A 15,662-nucleotide genomic window follows, 5' to 3' on the forward strand; every position below is an offset into this window, starting at 1 on the left:
TGAAAACATCAGTTTTTTTCAAGAACGGCATAGACCACCTGATACGTGGCAGGCAGCCCCGCTTCCAGGCGAAAGCGCTCATACGCGTTGACCATGCCCAGCATTCGCGCCCGACCGGTGAGGCCGCCGGGTCTTCCCGGATTGAGGTTGTGCGCACCGAGGGCCTTCAATTCGTGGGTCAGGCTGCGCACGTCCGGGTAGTGCAGCACGTGCGGACGAACGTCGAGGCTATGGACCCGCAGACCACTGGCGGCGCACAGCTGACGATAGTCATCCTCGCGGCGGAAGCGGTTCACATGCACCTGGCCATCTACGGCCTGCCAACTGTCGCGCAGCTCATACAGCGTACCCACGCACAGGCTGGCGAAGGCAAATACGCCGCCAGGCTGCAATACGCGACGCGCCTCACTCAGCACCGCAGCAAAATCCGCACACCACTGGACGGCGAGGCTGGAGAACATCAGCTCGCAACTCTGGTCACGCAATGGCAAGCGCTCGGCGTCACCGGCCACAAAATGCTGCGCACCGCCCAGCGGCTGCGCGTGGTGCAACATGCCTTCGGCGATGTCCAGCGCGATGCCTTCGCTTTCACTGAAGGTGCGGGCCAGCGCTCGGCTGAAATAGCCGGTGCCGCACCCAAGATCGAGCCAGCGTGAAGGAGCGAACCCTGCCGGCAACCGCGACAGTAACTCGTTGCCGACGCTGCGTTGCAGGGCCGCCACACTGTCATAGCTGCCCGCCGCCCGGGAAAACGACGCTGCAACCTGGCGCTTGTCGGGCAGCACAGAGGGCAGCTTGGGATTTGAAAGATCAGTCATCACCTGACTCATGTAAAAAGGCTTGAATCGCCGCCGCCACGCCGTGTGGGTTTTCCAGAAGAAACGCATGGCTGGCCTGTTCGATCACGCCGACCTCGACATCCGGCAACAAGGCCAGCAAATCACTCGCGGCCTCGGCCGGCACGAACGCATCAAGCCCGGCGAAGAGGTGCAATTGCGGCCCACGGTAGGTTTGCAGCGCGCTGCGGGTGTCGAGTTGCTGAAGTATTTTCAGCCCGTCGACCAGCGCGGTTTTCGAGGTGTGCGGCGCACCGGCCTTGAGCAGGCGTGCCAGACCGCGCGGGTCTTCTGCGCCCTGCGTGCATAACAGGCTGAAGCGCTTGAGCGTTGCGTCCGGATCGACAGAACAGCCTGCCAGAAACGCATCGAAATCCTGCGCGGGCATTGCATTCGGCCATGCGCCCTGGGTGACGAAGCAGGCATTACTGGCCAGGGTCAGCAAGCCGCAGCAACCGTCGCCGCGCCGCGCCGCCAGTTCGGCAGCCAGCATGCCGCCCAGCGACCACCCGCCCAGCCAGGCATCTTCCGGCAGGTTGGTGTCCAGTTCTTCGAGCCAGTCTGCAAGGTCGCAACTGTCGATGTCCGGCAACAACTCGATCTCGACTCGCAGATGCTCGTCCAGCCCCTGCAACGCGGCAGCAAGCGGTTCCAGCGGCGAAACGCCCAGGCCCCAGCCCGGCAGCAGAATCAGACGGTTACGCATAGAGGCACTCCGTGGGCTCACGTGCATCCAGCAGCGGGTAGCACTGCTCAAGCGCCTCTAATAATAGCTGCACGTCGGCTTCGCTGTGGGCGGCAGACAACGTCACACGCAGACGCGCGCTGCCCGCAGGCACGGTCGGAGGCCGAATGGCCGTGACCAGCACACCATGTTCACGAAGCCGTTGCGACAGACGCAAAGCCTGCCCGGCGTCGCCGATCAGGATTGGCTGGATGGGTGTGAAACTGTCCATCAGTTGCAGACCGAGCTGCTCGGCGCCGCGCCTGAATTGCTGGATCAGGCGCGTCAGATGCTCACGACGCCAGTGCTCGGTGCGCAGCAGTTGCAGGCTTTTCAGCGTGGCGCAGGCCAGCGCAGGCGGCTGGCTGGTGGTGTAGATGTAGGGCCGGGCGAACTGGATCAGGGTTTCGATCAGCTCTTCACTGCCGGCGACAAATGCCCCGGAGGTGCCAAACGACTTGCCCAGCGTACCGACCAGCACCGGCACATCGTCCAGCCCCAGGCCGAAATGCTCGACAATACCTGCACCGTTTGCGCCCAGCGGTCCGAAACCGTGGGCGTCATCGACCATCAACCAGGCACCTTTGGCTTTGGCAGCCTGAGCCAGCGCAGGCAAGTCAGCGATGTCGCCATCCATGCTGAACACGCCGTCAGTCACCACCAGCGTATCGCCCACGGCCTTTTCCAGACGCGCGTTCAGACTGTCGACGTCGTTATGCAGATAGCGGGAAAAACGTGCGCCGCTGAGCAAACCGGCATCCAGCAGCGAAGCATGATTGAGGCGGTCTTCCAGCACCGTGTCGCCCTGCCCGACCAACGCTGTCACCGCACCGAGGTTGGCCATATACCCGTTGGAGAACAACAACGCTCGCGGGCGTCCGGTCAGGTCGGCGAGGGCTTCTTCCAGCGCGTGATGCGGCGCGCTGTGGCCGATCACCAGATGCGATGCCCCGCCGCCCACGCCCCAACGTTCGGCACCTGCCTGCCAGGCAGCAATCACCTCGGGGTGATTGGCCAGGCCCATGTAGTCATTGTTGCAGAACGCCAGCAGCGGCTGCCCGTCGACAATGACCTTCGGACCCTGCGGGCTTTGCAGCAAGGGGCGCTGGCGGTAAAGCTGTTGGGCGCGACGGCCGTCAAGGCGCGCTCGAAGATCGAAAGACATGCAGGCCCCGCTCTGGAATGTGGCGATTCAAAACGGGCCGATGAAACCGGCCCGCTCATGGCATCAGGCAGAGGCCGCGTCGTAGAACATCGAACTGCTTTGCTGTTCGACCAGCGCCTGCTCAATGGCGGCTTGATGCACCTCGTCGGCGTGGCCTTCACCCGCTTCGGGTTTGATGCCCAGACGCGAGAACAGCAGCATGTCCTTGTCAGCTTGCGGGTTGGCGGTGGTCAGCAGCTTGTCGCCGTAGAAAATCGAGTTGGCACCGGCGAAGAACGCCAGTGCCTGCATTTGCTCGTTCATGGCTTCACGACCGGCAGACAGACGCACGTGGGATTGGGGCATCAGAATCCGCGCAACGGCCAGCATGCGGATGAAGTCGAAAGGGTCGACGTCTTCGGCGTTTTCCAGCGGCGTGCCGGCCACCTTGACCAGCATGTTGATCGGCACCGACTCGGGGTGCTCAGGCAGGTTTGCCAACTGGATCAGCAGCCCGGCGCGGTCATCGAGGGACTCGCCCATGCCCAGAATGCCGCCCGAGCAGATCTTCATCCCGGCATCGCGCACGTAGGCCAGGGTTTGCAGGCGCTCGCCGTAAGTTCGGGTGGTGATGATGCTGCCGTAAAACTCAGGCGAAGTGTCCAGGTTGTGGTTGTAGTAATCCAGGCCTGCGGTGGCCAGCGCCTCGGTCTGCTCCTGATCAAGACGGCCCAGGGTCATGCAGGTTTCCATGCCCATCGCTTTCACGCCTTTGACCATCTCCAGGACGTAAGGCATGTCTTTGGCAGAAGGGTGTTTCCAGGCCGCGCCCATGCAGAAACGGGTCGACCCAATGGCCTTTGCGCGCGCCGCCTCTTCGAGGACCTTCTGCACTTCCAGCAGCTTTTCTTTTTCGAGACCGGTGTTGTAATGCCCGGATTGCGGGCAGTACTTGCAGTCTTCAGGGCACGCGCCGGTCTTGATCGACAACAGGGTCGAGACCTGAACGCGGTTGGCGTCGAAGTGAGCGCGATGCACCGTTTGCGCCTGAAACAGCAGGTCATTGAATGGCTGTACAAACAGTGCCCTGACCTCGGCTAAAGTCCAGTCGTGACGCAAAGTGGCGGTGGTGCTGGCGCTCATGAGCGGCTCCTTGGTGTTTCTGGGCAAGGCGCGAGGGCGAAAAAGACCACAGGCGCGACACGGATGTCGGGCATATTTAAGGAAGAGCCATGCACTGTCAACCCAGACACAAGCATGAGGTTTACATCTGGTTAAAAAACAAACAACCCTGTTTGTTATGCGATGAGCGCAGTGAGGTGCCGGTCCCCATCTGCGTGCCTTGTGAAGCCGAATTACCGTGGCTGGGCGCCCAGTGCGACTGTTGCGCGCTGCCATTGCCCGGTGCCGGTCTGATTTGCGGGCCGTGCAGCAAGCGCCCTCCCGCCTTCAACCAGGTCATCGCGCCTTGGCGGTATGACTTTCCGGTGGACAGCCTGATTACGCGCTTCAAACACAACGGAAAATGGCCGATGGGGCGACTGTTGGCGGAACTGTGCGGGCACTTTCTTCAGCACCGCTTCGATGAAGGCTTGCCGCGCCCCGATTACCTGCTGCCTGTGCCTCTGGCCAACAAACGCCTGCGTGAGCGCGGTTACAATCAGGCCGCGATGCTCACTGGGTGGCTGGGCAAACAACTGAACGTGCCTGTCGATGAGCACCACCTGCTGCGCACTCGGGAAACAGCCGCGCAACAAGGTCTCGACGCCAAAGCCCGCAAGCAGAATCTGCGCGGTGCCTTCACCCTGGTTGATGCCGACTGGGTGCAGGGCAAGCACCTGGCACTGGTCGACGACGTTCTCACCACCGGCTCCACGGCAGACGTCATTGCACGTTTATTGACCAACGCCGGTGCGCGACGGGTCGACGTGTATTGCCTGGCGCGAACGCCCAAACCAGGGGACTGATTGGGCGCTGCGCCCACCGTTGATGAGGTGGCCTGGTGTTCTCATCGCTCCCACGCTCCGCGTCCGATCTTGAGCGTGCGGTGCGGCGCAGAATGGTGACGCAGAGCGTCACGAAAGGCGCGCCAACGCGGAGCATTGGCACGATGGTTATTCCAAGACGTTCATCGCTCCCACGCTCCGCGTCCGGTTTCGACGCCATGCACGAGAACGATCATACTGCCCGTTCCTCCCCAGCCTTAGCGGATCACCATGTCCCTGCCCCCATTACTCACGCAACACATGGTCCGTCGTCCGCAGCGCATTGCGCTGTTGCAACACATTGCCGAGCAAGGCTCGATCACCCGTGCCGCGAAAAGCGCCGGGCTGAGTTACAAGGCGGCCTGGGATGCCATCGATGAGCTGAACAATCTGGCGCAGAAGCCGTTGGTGGAACGCAGCGTCGGCGGGCGCGGCGGTGGCGGCGCGAAGCTGTCGGTCGAGGGCGAGCGAGTGCTGCGCCTCTATCAACGGGTGCAGGCATTACAGGCTCAGGTGCTGGAAGCCGCCGAAGACAGCAGCGATCTGGACCTGCTCAATCGCCTCACGCTGCGCACCAGTGCGCGCAACCAGCTGCTGGGCCGCATCGTCGGCATCACCCGCCACGGCCACCATGACCTGGTTCGTCTGCAATTGGCCGATGAGGTGTTTATCGAAGCGCAAGTGACCCACGACAGCACGCTGCACCTGGGGCTGGAAATCGGCACCGATGCGGTGGCACTGATCAAGGCCGGCTGGCTGGAATTGCACCCGCCAGGCACAGAAGAAACAAATGGAAACAATTGTTTGATCGGGCAGATAGAGAGCGTGATCGAGGCCGATGACGGCCCGAGCGAAGTGCGCATCAAACTCCCGAGCGGCCAGACATTATGCGCCCTGGCGACACCTGCACACCTGCAGGCGCAACAGCTGAAAACCGGCGTTGCCGTGCAGGCAAGATTCGCGGCGTCGTTTGTGCTGCTGGGTATACCGCTCTAAGCCTCGGCGCGTCATCACGGCGACACAATTTCGTCATATGTGCCCACTAAGGTGGCTGCCATATTCGAGGGAGCCGTGATGATGAAATTATTAGAAGAAAATCAAACCACCGATCTGGAAACCATTGTCGACGCCAACAGGGGCGGCCTGACACGCCGTGGCTTCATCAGTGCCGGCGCATTGTGCGGCGCAGCGATGTTCCTGGGCGGCACAATGCTGAGCCGCACTGTGCTGGCCGACAGTGTCAGCGCAGCCTCGGGCACCTTGCTGGGTTTTGAAAGCATCCCTACGGCCACCGCCGACAGCATCAGCCTGCCGAAAGGTTATACGTCATCGGTCCTGATCAGTTGGGGCCAGCCGTTACAGGCTGGCGGTCCGGCTTTCGACCCGAGCGGCAAAGGCACGGCCAAGGCTCAGGAAGAGCAGTTCGGTGACAACAACGATGGCATGTGTCTGTTCCCGATGCCGGGTCACAAAGACCGCGCGCTGATGGCCATCAACAACGAATACACCAACTACCGTTACCTCTTCGATCACGGCAAAGAGCCGCAATCGGCTGAAGAAGTGCAGAAGGCACTTGCCGCAGAAGGCGTGTCAGTCATTGAGGTCCAGCTGAAAAACGGCAAATGGCAGTTCGTCCAGGACTCGCGCTACAACCGTCGCATCCACGGCAACACGCCGATCAACCTGAGCGGGCCGGCTGCCGGTCACGACTGGCTCAAAACGGATGCCGACAAGACCGGCACCCACGCGCTGGGGACATTCCAGAACTGCTCCAGCGGCCAGACGCCGTGGGGCACGTACCTGACCTGTGAGGAAAACTTCACTGATTGCTTCGGCAGCAGCAACCCTGCACAGGCGTTCGACGCCGGCATGAAGCGCTACGGCGTCGTGGCCGCCAGCAAGGAAATCAACTGGCACCCGCACGACCCGCGCTTCGATATTGCCAAGAACCCCAACGAGTTCAATCGTCACGGCTGGGTGGTCGAAATCGATCCGTTCGATCCCAAATCAACGCCGGTCAAGCGCACTGCGCTCGGTCGCTTCAAGCATGAAAACGCCGCCTTCACGCAGACCACAGGCGGACGCGCCGTGGTGTACATGGGCGACGACGAGCGCGGCGAGTTCATCTACAAGTTCATCAGCCGTGACAAGGTCGATCACACGAATCCGAAAGCCAACCGCAACCTGCTGGACCACGGCACGCTGTACGTGGCGCAGTTCGACGGGGGCGACAACAACCCGGATCATCCAAAAGGCAAAGGTCAGTGGATCGAACTGACCCACGGCAAGAATGGCCTCGACGCTGCTGCCGGTTTCAACAATCAGGCTGAAGTGCTGATTCACGCGCGCCTCGCGGCCAGTGTCGTCAAGGCCACGCGCATGGACCGTCCAGAGTGGATCGTGGTCAGCCCCAAGAATGGCCAGGTGTATTGCACGCTGACCAACAACATCAAGCGCGGCGATGAGGGCCAGCCTGTCGGCGGACCGAATCCGCGCGCCAAGAACCAGTACGGGCAGATCCTGCGCTGGAGCGAAGAAGGCAGCAATCCTTCGGCGATGGAGTTCGAGTGGGATCTGTTCGTGGTCGCGGGCAACCCTGCAGTGCATGCCGGTACGCCGCAGGCCGGGTCGAGCAATATCAACGCGCAGAACATGTTCAACAGCCCGGACGGCTTGAGTTTTGATCAGGCCGGTCGGCTGTGGATCCAGACCGACGGCGACTCCAGCAACAAGGGCGACTTCGCGGGCATGGGCAACAACCAGATGCTTTGCGCGGACCCTGCCAGTGGCGAGATCCGTCGCTTTCTGGTCGGCCCGGTCGGTTGCGAAATCACCGGTATCAGCTTCGCGCCTGACTACAAGACGATGTTCATCGGCATTCAGCACCCCGGCGAAAACGGCGGCTCCACCTTCCCCGAGCACTTGCCCAACGGCAAGCCGCGCTCATCGGTGATGGTAATTACCCGGGAAGATGGCGGCGTTATCGGCGCCTGATCGACACTCATCGTGCCCACGCTCTGCGTGGGCATGCCGTTCTAGACGCTCTGCGTCACGTCACGAAGAGGGCGCAGGGCGTCCAGAACAGCGCTGCCACGCAGAGCGTGGGAGCGATAACCCTCCCCCAGAACCCGCGTCAATCAATCAACCCACCCTCATCATAAAACGGGTATGGCCCTTCATAGTCGCCGAACACTGCGTTATGACTCACCAGCCCCTGATCCGGCACCCAGCGATGCAGCACGTAGCCTGCCGGTTCAAGGTTGAAGTGTGCCGGGGCGGCTTCATCGAGGTCGAGCACGATCTGGTGTGAAGTACCCGGGCAGATGCTTGCCACGCTGCCACCGAAACGGCGCTGCATCGGTCGATGCAAATGGCCGCACAGCAGGCGTTCCACCTGCGGATGCTGCGCAATCACACGCTCCAGTGCAGACGCATTGCCGAAGGGTTCGCGGTCCATGTGGCCGATCCCTGTGATGAACGGCGGGTGATGCAGAATGATCAGGGTCGGCACGTAAGGCCGACGTGACAGCTGGGCGTGCAGCCAGTCCAGCTGGCAGTAATCCAGTTGCCCGCCATGCTCGCCAGGGATCGTAGTGTCCAGCCCGATCAGACGCACCGGGTACTTTTCCACCACCCAGTCGAGCGGCCCGCTGGCCGACAACGGCAGGTACACCTGATCCGCAAACGCAGCCAGCAGGTTATCCCGATCATCATGATTGCCGGGCACCAGGTAGAACGGCATTTTCAGGCGCTCCAGCTCAGGCTTCAGCACGGCATATTCATCCGCACGACCAAAGTCCACCAGATCACCGCTGACGACCACGATGTCAGGGCGCTGCTTGCTGGCATTGATGTGCGCAACGGCGCGGCGCAAGGCTTCAAGCGTATCGACCACACCATACGTCAGACGGCCGTCCGCCTTGAGGTGCAGGTCGCTGATCTGAGCAATAAGAAACGAACGATTCACAATAATCTCTCGACAGAAACGGTTTCACGAATGCAGGGCGAACAGCCGTTGCGGCTCGACACTCAGGGCGATGGCAGCGTTTGCGGCGTAAATCACGTTGTCGGTGCTGTCCACCAACAGCGGCTGCGGGCCGCCGACATCGACCAGCAAGCGACTTTGCGCCCCCTGAAAAAACTGCCCCACCAGCCGCCCTTGTAAATGCCCGCTTCCCGGCATCAGACGCAGATGTTCGGGACGGCAATACACCGTGCCCGGTGCATCGGCGCCGCTCCACGGCAATTCGCCGCCGCTCACCTTGAGCCCCGATACCGTACGCTCGACCACACTGAACGCATTCAGATTGCCGACAAACCCGGCGACAAATGCATTGGCGGGCTGTTGATAGATTTCCCTGGGCGTCGCCAATTGCGCCACGCAGCCTTTTTCCATGACCAGAATCCGGTCGCCCAAGGCCATTGCTTCGCCCTGATCGTGGGTGACGAACACCGACGTGATGCCCAGCCCGCGCAGCAATTGGTCCAGCTCACTGCGCAGGCGCTCGCGCAACTGTGCATCCAGCGCAGCAAGCGGTTCGTCGAGCAACAACACCCGAGGACGCGGCGCGAGTGCGCGGGCCAGCGCGACCCGCTGACGCTGACCGCCAGACAGCTCGTTGACGCGGCGATTGCCGTGGCCGGTCAAACCGACCAGTTCCAGCAACTCGTCGCAACGCTTGTTGCGCTCGGCAGCCGACAGCCCCCGAATCTTCAAGCCGTAAACAATGTTGCCGGCCACATCGAGATTCGGGAACAACGCATAGTTCTGAAACACCATGCCGACGTCGCGTCGCTCGATGGGCAGGCGCGTGACGTCCTGATCATCGAACAGCACCTGGCCGACATCCGGCCGCTCAAGACCGGCAATCAGGCGCAAGGTGGTGGTCTTGCCGCAACCGGACGGGCCGAGAATCGCCAGCGTCTCGCCGGGTTCGATGGTCAGGTGCAAATCCTGTACAGCAACGGTGCCGTCGGCAAATGCCTTGCGGCAGCCCTTCAGGCGAATGGTGGTTCCGCTCATCGGCTCTCTCCACGGGCAAGGCGTGCGCTGATGGCCTGCAACGCAATCAGCAGCGGCACAATCAGCAACAGAAAAAGAAGGGTGTAGGCGCTGGCGACTTCCAGTCGGGCCGAGGCATAGCTGTCGGCCAGACCGACCGGCAGGGTCTTGGTCATCGGCGTGTGAAGCATCCAGGTCAGGTTGAATTCACCCAGCGACAGGGTCACGACCATCAACACACCGGCCAGAATCCCGGCCCGGCAGTTCGGCACCACCACGCTGAAAAAGCGTTTGATCGGCCCGGCCCCCAGGCTGGCGGCGGCCTCTTCGAGCACCGGCAATTGCTGACGCTGCATGACCGCCATGACGGGACGCACCAGAAACGGCAGCGTAAACAGCACATGGCCCACCAGGATAAACAACCAGCTGCTGCGAAAGCCGCCGAACTGCCCGTAGGTCAGCAGTAACGCGAGGGCGCTGGCCAGACCGGGCATGGCCACGGGCAGCACCATGAGTTCTTCAAACGCGCGGCTGAAGCGATTGTTCATGCGCACCAGCGCATAGGCCGCCGGCACGCCAACCAGACACACGCAGATCGCGCAGGCCACCGCCAACTGCAGCGACAGCCAGACCGTCGGCGAGTAGGCCTGCCAGACCTGCACCAACCAGTCGAACGTCAAACCGCTCGACAGGCCCTGAAAATAATTGCGGGTCAGGCCAGCCAACAGCGACAGCACCACCGGGACCAGCATGAACGCGCAAACCAGCAGCGTGAACGCCAGTTGCGCCGCAAACAATGGAGAGCGTTTCACAAGGCGACTCCCGATTTCCCGACCATGCGGCGGGCCAGCAACAGCACCGCCCAGGTCACCAGCCCGAGGATCACCGACAGCGCAGCGGCCACGGTGAAGTTGGCGTAATTGGTGAACACGTTGTAGATCGCCACGGGCGTGACATTCAGCCGCGTGCCCAGCGTGAACGCCGTGCCGAAGGCACCCATTGAAGTGGCGAAGCAGATCGCACCACAGGACACCAGCGCCGGCGTCAGCCCTGGAATGATCACATCGCACACCACGCGCCAATGGCCGGCACCCAGCGAGTGCGCGGCCTCTTCAAGGCTGCGGTCCAGGCTTTCGCAGGCGGCCATGACAGTCAGGATCACCCGCGGGATCGAAAAATACAGGTAGCCGATGAACAGCCCGGTCAACGAATAGGCAAACACCCAGCGCTCACCGGCCAGTTGCAGGCCGAGCGCGGCGAAGATCCCTTGCCGACCGGCCAGCAGAATCACCAGAAAGCCGACCACCACGCCGGGAAACGCCAGCGGAAAGGTCAGCAAGGCCACCAGTGCAGAGCGTCCAAAAAAATGATTGCGGGCGAGAAATACCCCGCTGATGCCACCGACCAGTAACGCCGCAAGCGTCACCACCAGCGCCAGCAGGCAGGTTTGCGCCAGGCTGCCGAGGTACTGCGCGCTGCTCAGTACCTGCCAGTAACCGCTGCCATTACCCTCCGGACTTTGCGTACCGAGCATGATCAGGTGAGTCAACGGCAGCAGCCAAAATGCCAGCAGTACCGCCATCGCCGGGGCCAGCGCCACCGCAGCGGTCGGGCGCAGCTGCAGCCTGAAAAATCCGCCCTTGCGCAGAGTCAACGCTTGTCCCGGCGAGGCTGACATTACTTCACCTCACGCAGGTAACGGGCAGCGAAGGCTTCCTGCACAGCGGCCATGTGCTGGTAATCCACCACACCGGCACGGGCGTAGTCGCTGTCGGGCAAGAACTGCGCGGCGACGTCGGCCGGCATGTTCGAACGCACCGGGCGCAGATAGGCTTTGGCCCACAGCGCCTGACCTTCATCGGACAGCACGAAATCCAGCACCTTTTCGGCGTTGGCACGGTGCGGCGCCTTGGCAACCAGGCTCATTACGTACGGAACGCCGATGGTGCCCTCTTTCGGAATCACGAACGCGACGTTGGCCTTGTCCTTGTAGCGGGCGCGGTAGGCGTTGAAGTCATAGTCGACCAGAATCGGCAGTTCGCCGGACAGCACGCGGGCATAGGCCGTCTGCTTGGGCACGATGGGCGAGTTCTTGGCCAGCTTCTGGAAGTAATCGATGGCCGGGCCGAAGTTGTCCAGCGTGCCGCCCATTGCCTGGTTGATCGCCACGGCAGAGACATAGCCGACGAAGGCGCTGGACGGATCGAGGTAACCGACCATGCCTTTGTATTCAGGCTTGAGCAGATCCGCCCAGCTCTGCGGCACCGGCAAACCGCCCAGTGCGTCAACGTTGACCATGATGCCCAACGTGCCGGAGTGAATGGCGAACCAGTGCCCTTGCGGGTCTTTCAGACCTGCCGGAATATCGTCCCAGTGTTTGGGTTTGTAAGTGTCGACCACGCCCGCTTTCTGCGCTTGCAGGCCGAAGGTCACGCCGTAATACACCACGTCGGCCACCGGTGCGGCCTGTTCGGCAACGATCTGCGCCAGCGCCTGCCCGGAGTTCTTGTTGTCCAGCGGCACCTGCACGCCTGTGCTGTCGGCAATGGCCTTGAGCTGAGTGCCCCAATCGGCCCATTCAGGCGGGCAGTTGTAGCAGATGGCGGTTTCGGCGGCCTGGGCGAGGCTGGCCGCACCGCATAACAGCAGTGCCGCGAGGGTTTTACTGAGGCTGATCATGAAGCATCTCTTGGTAGGGCTGGGTGCTTTCGCCGGGCCGGATGTGGCACGGCAGACAATGAGAAACCGGTACTGCGCCAGCAATCCGTGCCAGTAATTGATCGATGACAATCTGTGCCAGCTCGGCAATGGGCTGAACCACGCTGCACAACGTGGGGTGCATCTGGGTGCCCAGTGCGATGCCGTCGAAGCCGATGACCGACAGCCGCTCAGGAACGCCCCAGCCGTGGCGGCGCAGTTCGGCAATCAGGCTGATGGCCAGCAGATCGTTGGAGCAGACCAGCGCGCTGGGAGCGTTCGGGCCGCGCAACAAGGGTTCGAGCGCGGCGAAGTCGGCGCTCGTGTGGGCAGGCATTTCAATCACTGCCCGGGCCTCGAGCCCACGCTCGTTCATGGCGTCGCGATAACCGTCATACCTCAGGCGAGCGCGGTCGGACTGCATGGCCGGGCCGGCCACCATCGCAACTCGCTGATGGCCGGCGTCGATCAGGTATCGAGTGGCCAGGGCCATCCCTGCGCGGTTATCCACCGACACGGCGCTGTAATCCGGGTTGTGGGTCTGGTGATAAGCCAGCACAAACGGGGTGTCTTCGCTGACCAGGCTTTGCAGCACGCGGTTGTGCTCGGCGTCGGTCACCGTCAGCACCAGCCCGTCGACTCGCTGGCGCAGCAATTCTTCAACCACGGCGCTCTCACGTTCCGACGTGTAGTCGGTAGTCGCCAGCAGCAAGTTGTAGCCCCGCGCCCGCGCTGCCCGCGCCATCGCCTGAAACTGTTCGGCAAACACCGGGTTGAGCAGGTTCGGCACCACGACGCCAATCAGATTGGTGGTTTGCAGACGCAACTGACGCCCCAGTCGATTTGGCCGAAAACCCAATGCGCGGGCGGCAGCGAACACGCGCTCACGGGTTTCGGGTTTCACCACATCGGGGCTGGCGAAGGCACGTGCAGCGGTGGCCCGGGAAACCCCGGCCAGTCGTGCAACCTCTTTCAAATCAGTCATTGTCGCTCGCTTGAGATCGATCTCATTGGCCGCGACTTTAAGCGCCAAACATGGCTGAATCGCGAACGGGCGATGACCGTTTAATGACAACGCAACCCTTGGGCACTTTATTCGGATGGGTTTGGCGAAGCGGGTCCGGTCTGCGTTACCATCACCGGTCCGACGCGGCAACCTGCTGCGCGCAGGAGTAGTCATGGCTCACCCGTTTGCAACACTTACTCCCGATCTGGTCCTGGATGCTGTCGAAAGCATCGGTTTTCTCAGCGACGCACGCATCCTGGCGCTCAACAGTTACGAAAACCGCGTGTATCAGGTCGGTATCGAAGACGGTCAGCCATTGATCGCCAAGTTCTACCGCCCGCAGCGCTGGACCAACGAAGCCATCCTCGAAGAACACAGCTTCACCGCTGAACTGGTCGACGTCGAAGTGCCGGTTGTCGCGCCAATGGTGCATAACGGCGAGACCCTGTTCGAACATGCCGGCTTTCGCTTCACACTGTTCCCGCGCCGCGGCGGACGTGCGCCGGAGCCGGGCAACCTTGATCAGCTGTACCGTCTCGGCCAGTTGCTGGGGCGTCTTCATGCCGTCGGTTCGACCAAGCCGTTCGAGCATCGTGAAGCACTGGGCGTGAAAAACTTCGGTCACGACTCGGTCAATTACCTGCTGGAAAACGACTGTATTCCACGCAGCCTGTTACCGGCCTACGAGTCGGTGGCCCGTGATCTGCTCAAGCGCGTAGAAGATGTTTACGCCGCAACACCGCACACCAACATCCGCATGCACGGCGACTGCCACCCCGGCAACATGATGTGCCGGGATGAAATGTTCCACATTGTCGACCTCGACGATTGCCGTCTTGGCCCCGCGGTGCAGGACATCTGGATGATGCTGGCGGGTGACCGTCAGGAACGCCTTGGCCAGCTCTCCGAATTGATGGACGGCTACAACGAATTCCACGATTTCGATCCCCGCGAACTGGCCCTCATCGAACCCTTGCGTGCGCTGCGTCTGATGCACTACAGCGCCTGGCTGGCCCGTCGCTGGGACGACCCGGCATTCCCCCACAGTTTCCCGTGGTTCGGCACCGAGCGTTATTGGGGCGACCACATCCTCGCGCTGCGCGAGCAAATGTCAGCGCTGAATGAAGAGCCACTGAAGCTGTTTTGATCTGATTCGACTCTCATGCCAATGCTCCGCAGTGGCACGCCGTTCTGGAGCCCGCGCTGCGGCGCAGATGTGTGACGCGGAGCGTCACAAAGGGCGTTCCCACGCAGGAGCGTGAGGAACGAGAGGTGTCTGAGCACACACGACCAACCGCATCACCCCGACAATAAACCGGAATTTCTGCATTTAAGGGACGCTCCATGCAAGCTGCCAATCCACGCCGTGGCTACATCCTGGGCCTGAGTGCTTACACCATATGGGGCCTGTTCCCTCTGTACTTCAAAGCCATCGCTGCCGTCCCGGCCATCGAGATCATCATCCATCGCGCGCTATGGTCGGCGCTTTTCGGCTCGATCGTACTGATGTTCTGGAAGCATCCCGGCTGGTGGCGCGACTTGCGCGACAACCCGCAACGGCTGGCCGTTCTGGCGCTGAGCGGCACCCTGATCGCCGCCAACTGGATCGTCTACGTCTGGGCGGTGAACAACGGGCGCATGCTTGAGGCCAGCTTGGGGTACTACATCAACCCGTTGGTCAACGTGCTGCTTGGCATGTTGCTGCTCGGCGAGCGGCTCAGGCGTCTGCAGTGGGTCGCAGTCGCTCTGGCTGCGACGGGCGTTGCGCAGCAGGTCTGGCACGTCGGCAGCTTGCCGTGGGTGTCGCTGGCGCTGGCACTGACCTTCGCGTTTTACGGCCTGATCCGCAAAAAAGCCCCGGTCGCCGCCCTGCCCGGCCTGGTGGTGGAAACCTGGATGCTGGTGCCGCTGGCGCTAATCTGGCTGGCGCTCAACCCGACGGCCGTCACCGCACAAGCAGAGTTCTGGAGCACCACTCAAGCCATCTGGCTGGCGGCGGCAGGCCCGGTAACGCTGATACCGCTGGTCTGCTTCAACGCCGCAGCGCGCCATTTGCCCTTCACGACACTCGGTTTTCTGCAATACATCGCGCCCACTCTGGTCCTGCTGCTGGCGGTGTTGCTGTATGGCGAACACCTGACCACCAGCACCATCATCACTTTTGCCTTCATTTGGGCCGGCCTGGCGATTTACAGTGTGGATATCTGGCTCAAATCCCGCGGCCGCCACTGATCAAAAAACAAACAACGTTACGCAGGCCACGCAGAA

Annotated in this window: 15 protein-coding genes; 5 read left to right on the forward strand and 10 right to left on the reverse strand. The window is 62.0% G+C overall.

Features of this window, described 5'->3' with window-relative positions:
• Positions 1-8: 8 nt before the first annotated feature.
• From bioC to bioB, 4 genes are all read right to left on the reverse strand, one after another.
• Entirely contained in the window at positions 9-818 is an 810-nt protein-coding gene (bioC, locus tag BW686_RS14205) for a malonyl-ACP O-methyltransferase BioC (RefSeq protein ID WP_084917793.1), read from the reverse strand.
• A complete protein-coding gene (locus tag BW686_RS14210; RefSeq protein WP_084917795.1) occupies positions 811-1,542 on the reverse strand; it encodes an alpha/beta fold hydrolase in 732 nt (243 codons plus the stop codon). The genes bioC and BW686_RS14210 overlap by 8 nt, the downstream gene beginning before the upstream one ends.
• Positions 1,535-2,725, reverse strand: coding sequence for an 8-amino-7-oxononanoate synthase (gene bioF, locus BW686_RS14215; protein ID WP_084917797.1), 1,191 nt, complete (start codon positions 2,723-2,725; stop codon positions 1,535-1,537). The genes BW686_RS14210 and bioF overlap by 8 nt, the downstream gene beginning before the upstream one ends.
• Positions 2,726-2,788: 63 nt before the next feature.
• Positions 2,789-3,847 carry a biotin synthase BioB gene (gene bioB, locus BW686_RS14220; RefSeq protein WP_084917799.1) on the reverse strand — a complete coding sequence of 353 codons (1,059 nt, stop codon included), beginning with the start codon at positions 3,845-3,847 and terminating at the stop codon, positions 2,789-2,791.
• An 89-nt stretch (positions 3,848-3,936) separates the two neighbouring features.
• Between bioB and BW686_RS14225 the strand changes: the two genes are divergently transcribed.
• The 3 genes from BW686_RS14225 (at position 3,937) to BW686_RS14240 (ending at position 7,683) form a co-directional block, all read left to right on the forward strand.
• Entirely contained in the window at positions 3,937-4,671 is a 735-nt protein-coding gene (locus BW686_RS14225) for a ComF family protein (RefSeq protein WP_084917802.1), read from the forward strand.
• A gap of 249 nt (positions 4,672-4,920) precedes the next feature.
• The gene (locus tag BW686_RS14235; RefSeq protein ID WP_084917806.1) at positions 4,921-5,685 is read left to right on the forward strand and encodes a TOBE domain-containing protein; all 765 of its coding nucleotides are present in this window, start codon (positions 4,921-4,923) and stop codon (positions 5,683-5,685) included.
• An 81-nt stretch (positions 5,686-5,766) separates the two neighbouring features.
• Positions 5,767-7,683, forward strand: coding sequence for a PhoX family protein (locus tag BW686_RS14240; protein WP_084918076.1), 1,917 nt, complete (start codon positions 5,767-5,769; stop codon positions 7,681-7,683).
• Between the two features lie 139 nt (positions 7,684-7,822).
• Here BW686_RS14240 and BW686_RS14245 read toward each other — a convergent pair whose 3' ends face one another.
• The 6 genes from BW686_RS14245 to BW686_RS14270 are packed head-to-tail and all read right to left on the reverse strand — an operon-like array spanning position 7,823 to position 13,373.
• Positions 7,823-8,656, reverse strand: coding sequence for a phosphodiesterase (locus BW686_RS14245; RefSeq protein ID WP_084917808.1), 834 nt, complete (start codon positions 8,654-8,656; stop codon positions 7,823-7,825).
• Between the two features lie 24 nt (positions 8,657-8,680).
• Positions 8,681-9,712, reverse strand: coding sequence for an ABC transporter ATP-binding protein (locus BW686_RS14250; RefSeq protein WP_084917810.1), 1,032 nt, complete (start codon positions 9,710-9,712; stop codon positions 8,681-8,683).
• Entirely contained in the window at positions 9,709-10,503 is a 795-nt protein-coding gene (locus BW686_RS14255) for an ABC transporter permease (RefSeq protein WP_084917812.1), read from the reverse strand. The genes BW686_RS14250 and BW686_RS14255 overlap by 4 nt, the downstream gene beginning before the upstream one ends.
• On the reverse strand, positions 10,500-11,369 hold the full coding sequence (locus tag BW686_RS14260; protein ID WP_084917815.1) for an ABC transporter permease: 870 nt from the start codon (positions 11,367-11,369) through the stop codon (positions 10,500-10,502). The genes BW686_RS14255 and BW686_RS14260 overlap by 4 nt, the downstream gene beginning before the upstream one ends.
• A complete protein-coding gene (locus BW686_RS14265) occupies positions 11,369-12,370 on the reverse strand; it encodes an ABC transporter substrate-binding protein (RefSeq protein WP_084917818.1) in 1,002 nt (333 codons plus the stop codon). Before BW686_RS14265 ends, BW686_RS14260 begins: the two co-directional genes overlap by 1 nt.
• On the reverse strand, positions 12,354-13,373 hold the full coding sequence (locus BW686_RS14270) for a LacI family DNA-binding transcriptional regulator (RefSeq protein WP_084917821.1): 1,020 nt from the start codon (positions 13,371-13,373) through the stop codon (positions 12,354-12,356). Before BW686_RS14270 ends, BW686_RS14265 begins: the two co-directional genes overlap by 17 nt.
• A 193-nt stretch (positions 13,374-13,566) precedes the next feature.
• Between BW686_RS14270 and BW686_RS14275 the strand changes: the two genes are divergently transcribed.
• Both BW686_RS14275 and rarD read left to right on the forward strand, forming a co-directional pair.
• Positions 13,567-14,541 carry a serine/threonine protein kinase gene (locus tag BW686_RS14275; RefSeq protein WP_084917824.1) on the forward strand — a complete coding sequence of 325 codons (975 nt, stop codon included), beginning with the start codon at positions 13,567-13,569 and terminating at the stop codon, positions 14,539-14,541.
• Positions 14,542-14,738: 197 nt separating this feature from the next.
• A complete protein-coding gene (gene rarD / locus BW686_RS14280; protein WP_084917825.1) occupies positions 14,739-15,626 on the forward strand; it encodes an EamA family transporter RarD in 888 nt (295 codons plus the stop codon).
• The last annotated feature ends 36 nt before the right edge of the window (positions 15,627-15,662 follow it).

The organism is Pseudomonas syringae, from assembly GCF_002157375.1.
GTDB classification, from domain to species: Bacteria; Pseudomonadota; Gammaproteobacteria; order Pseudomonadales; family Pseudomonadaceae; genus Aquipseudomonas; species Aquipseudomonas syringae_T.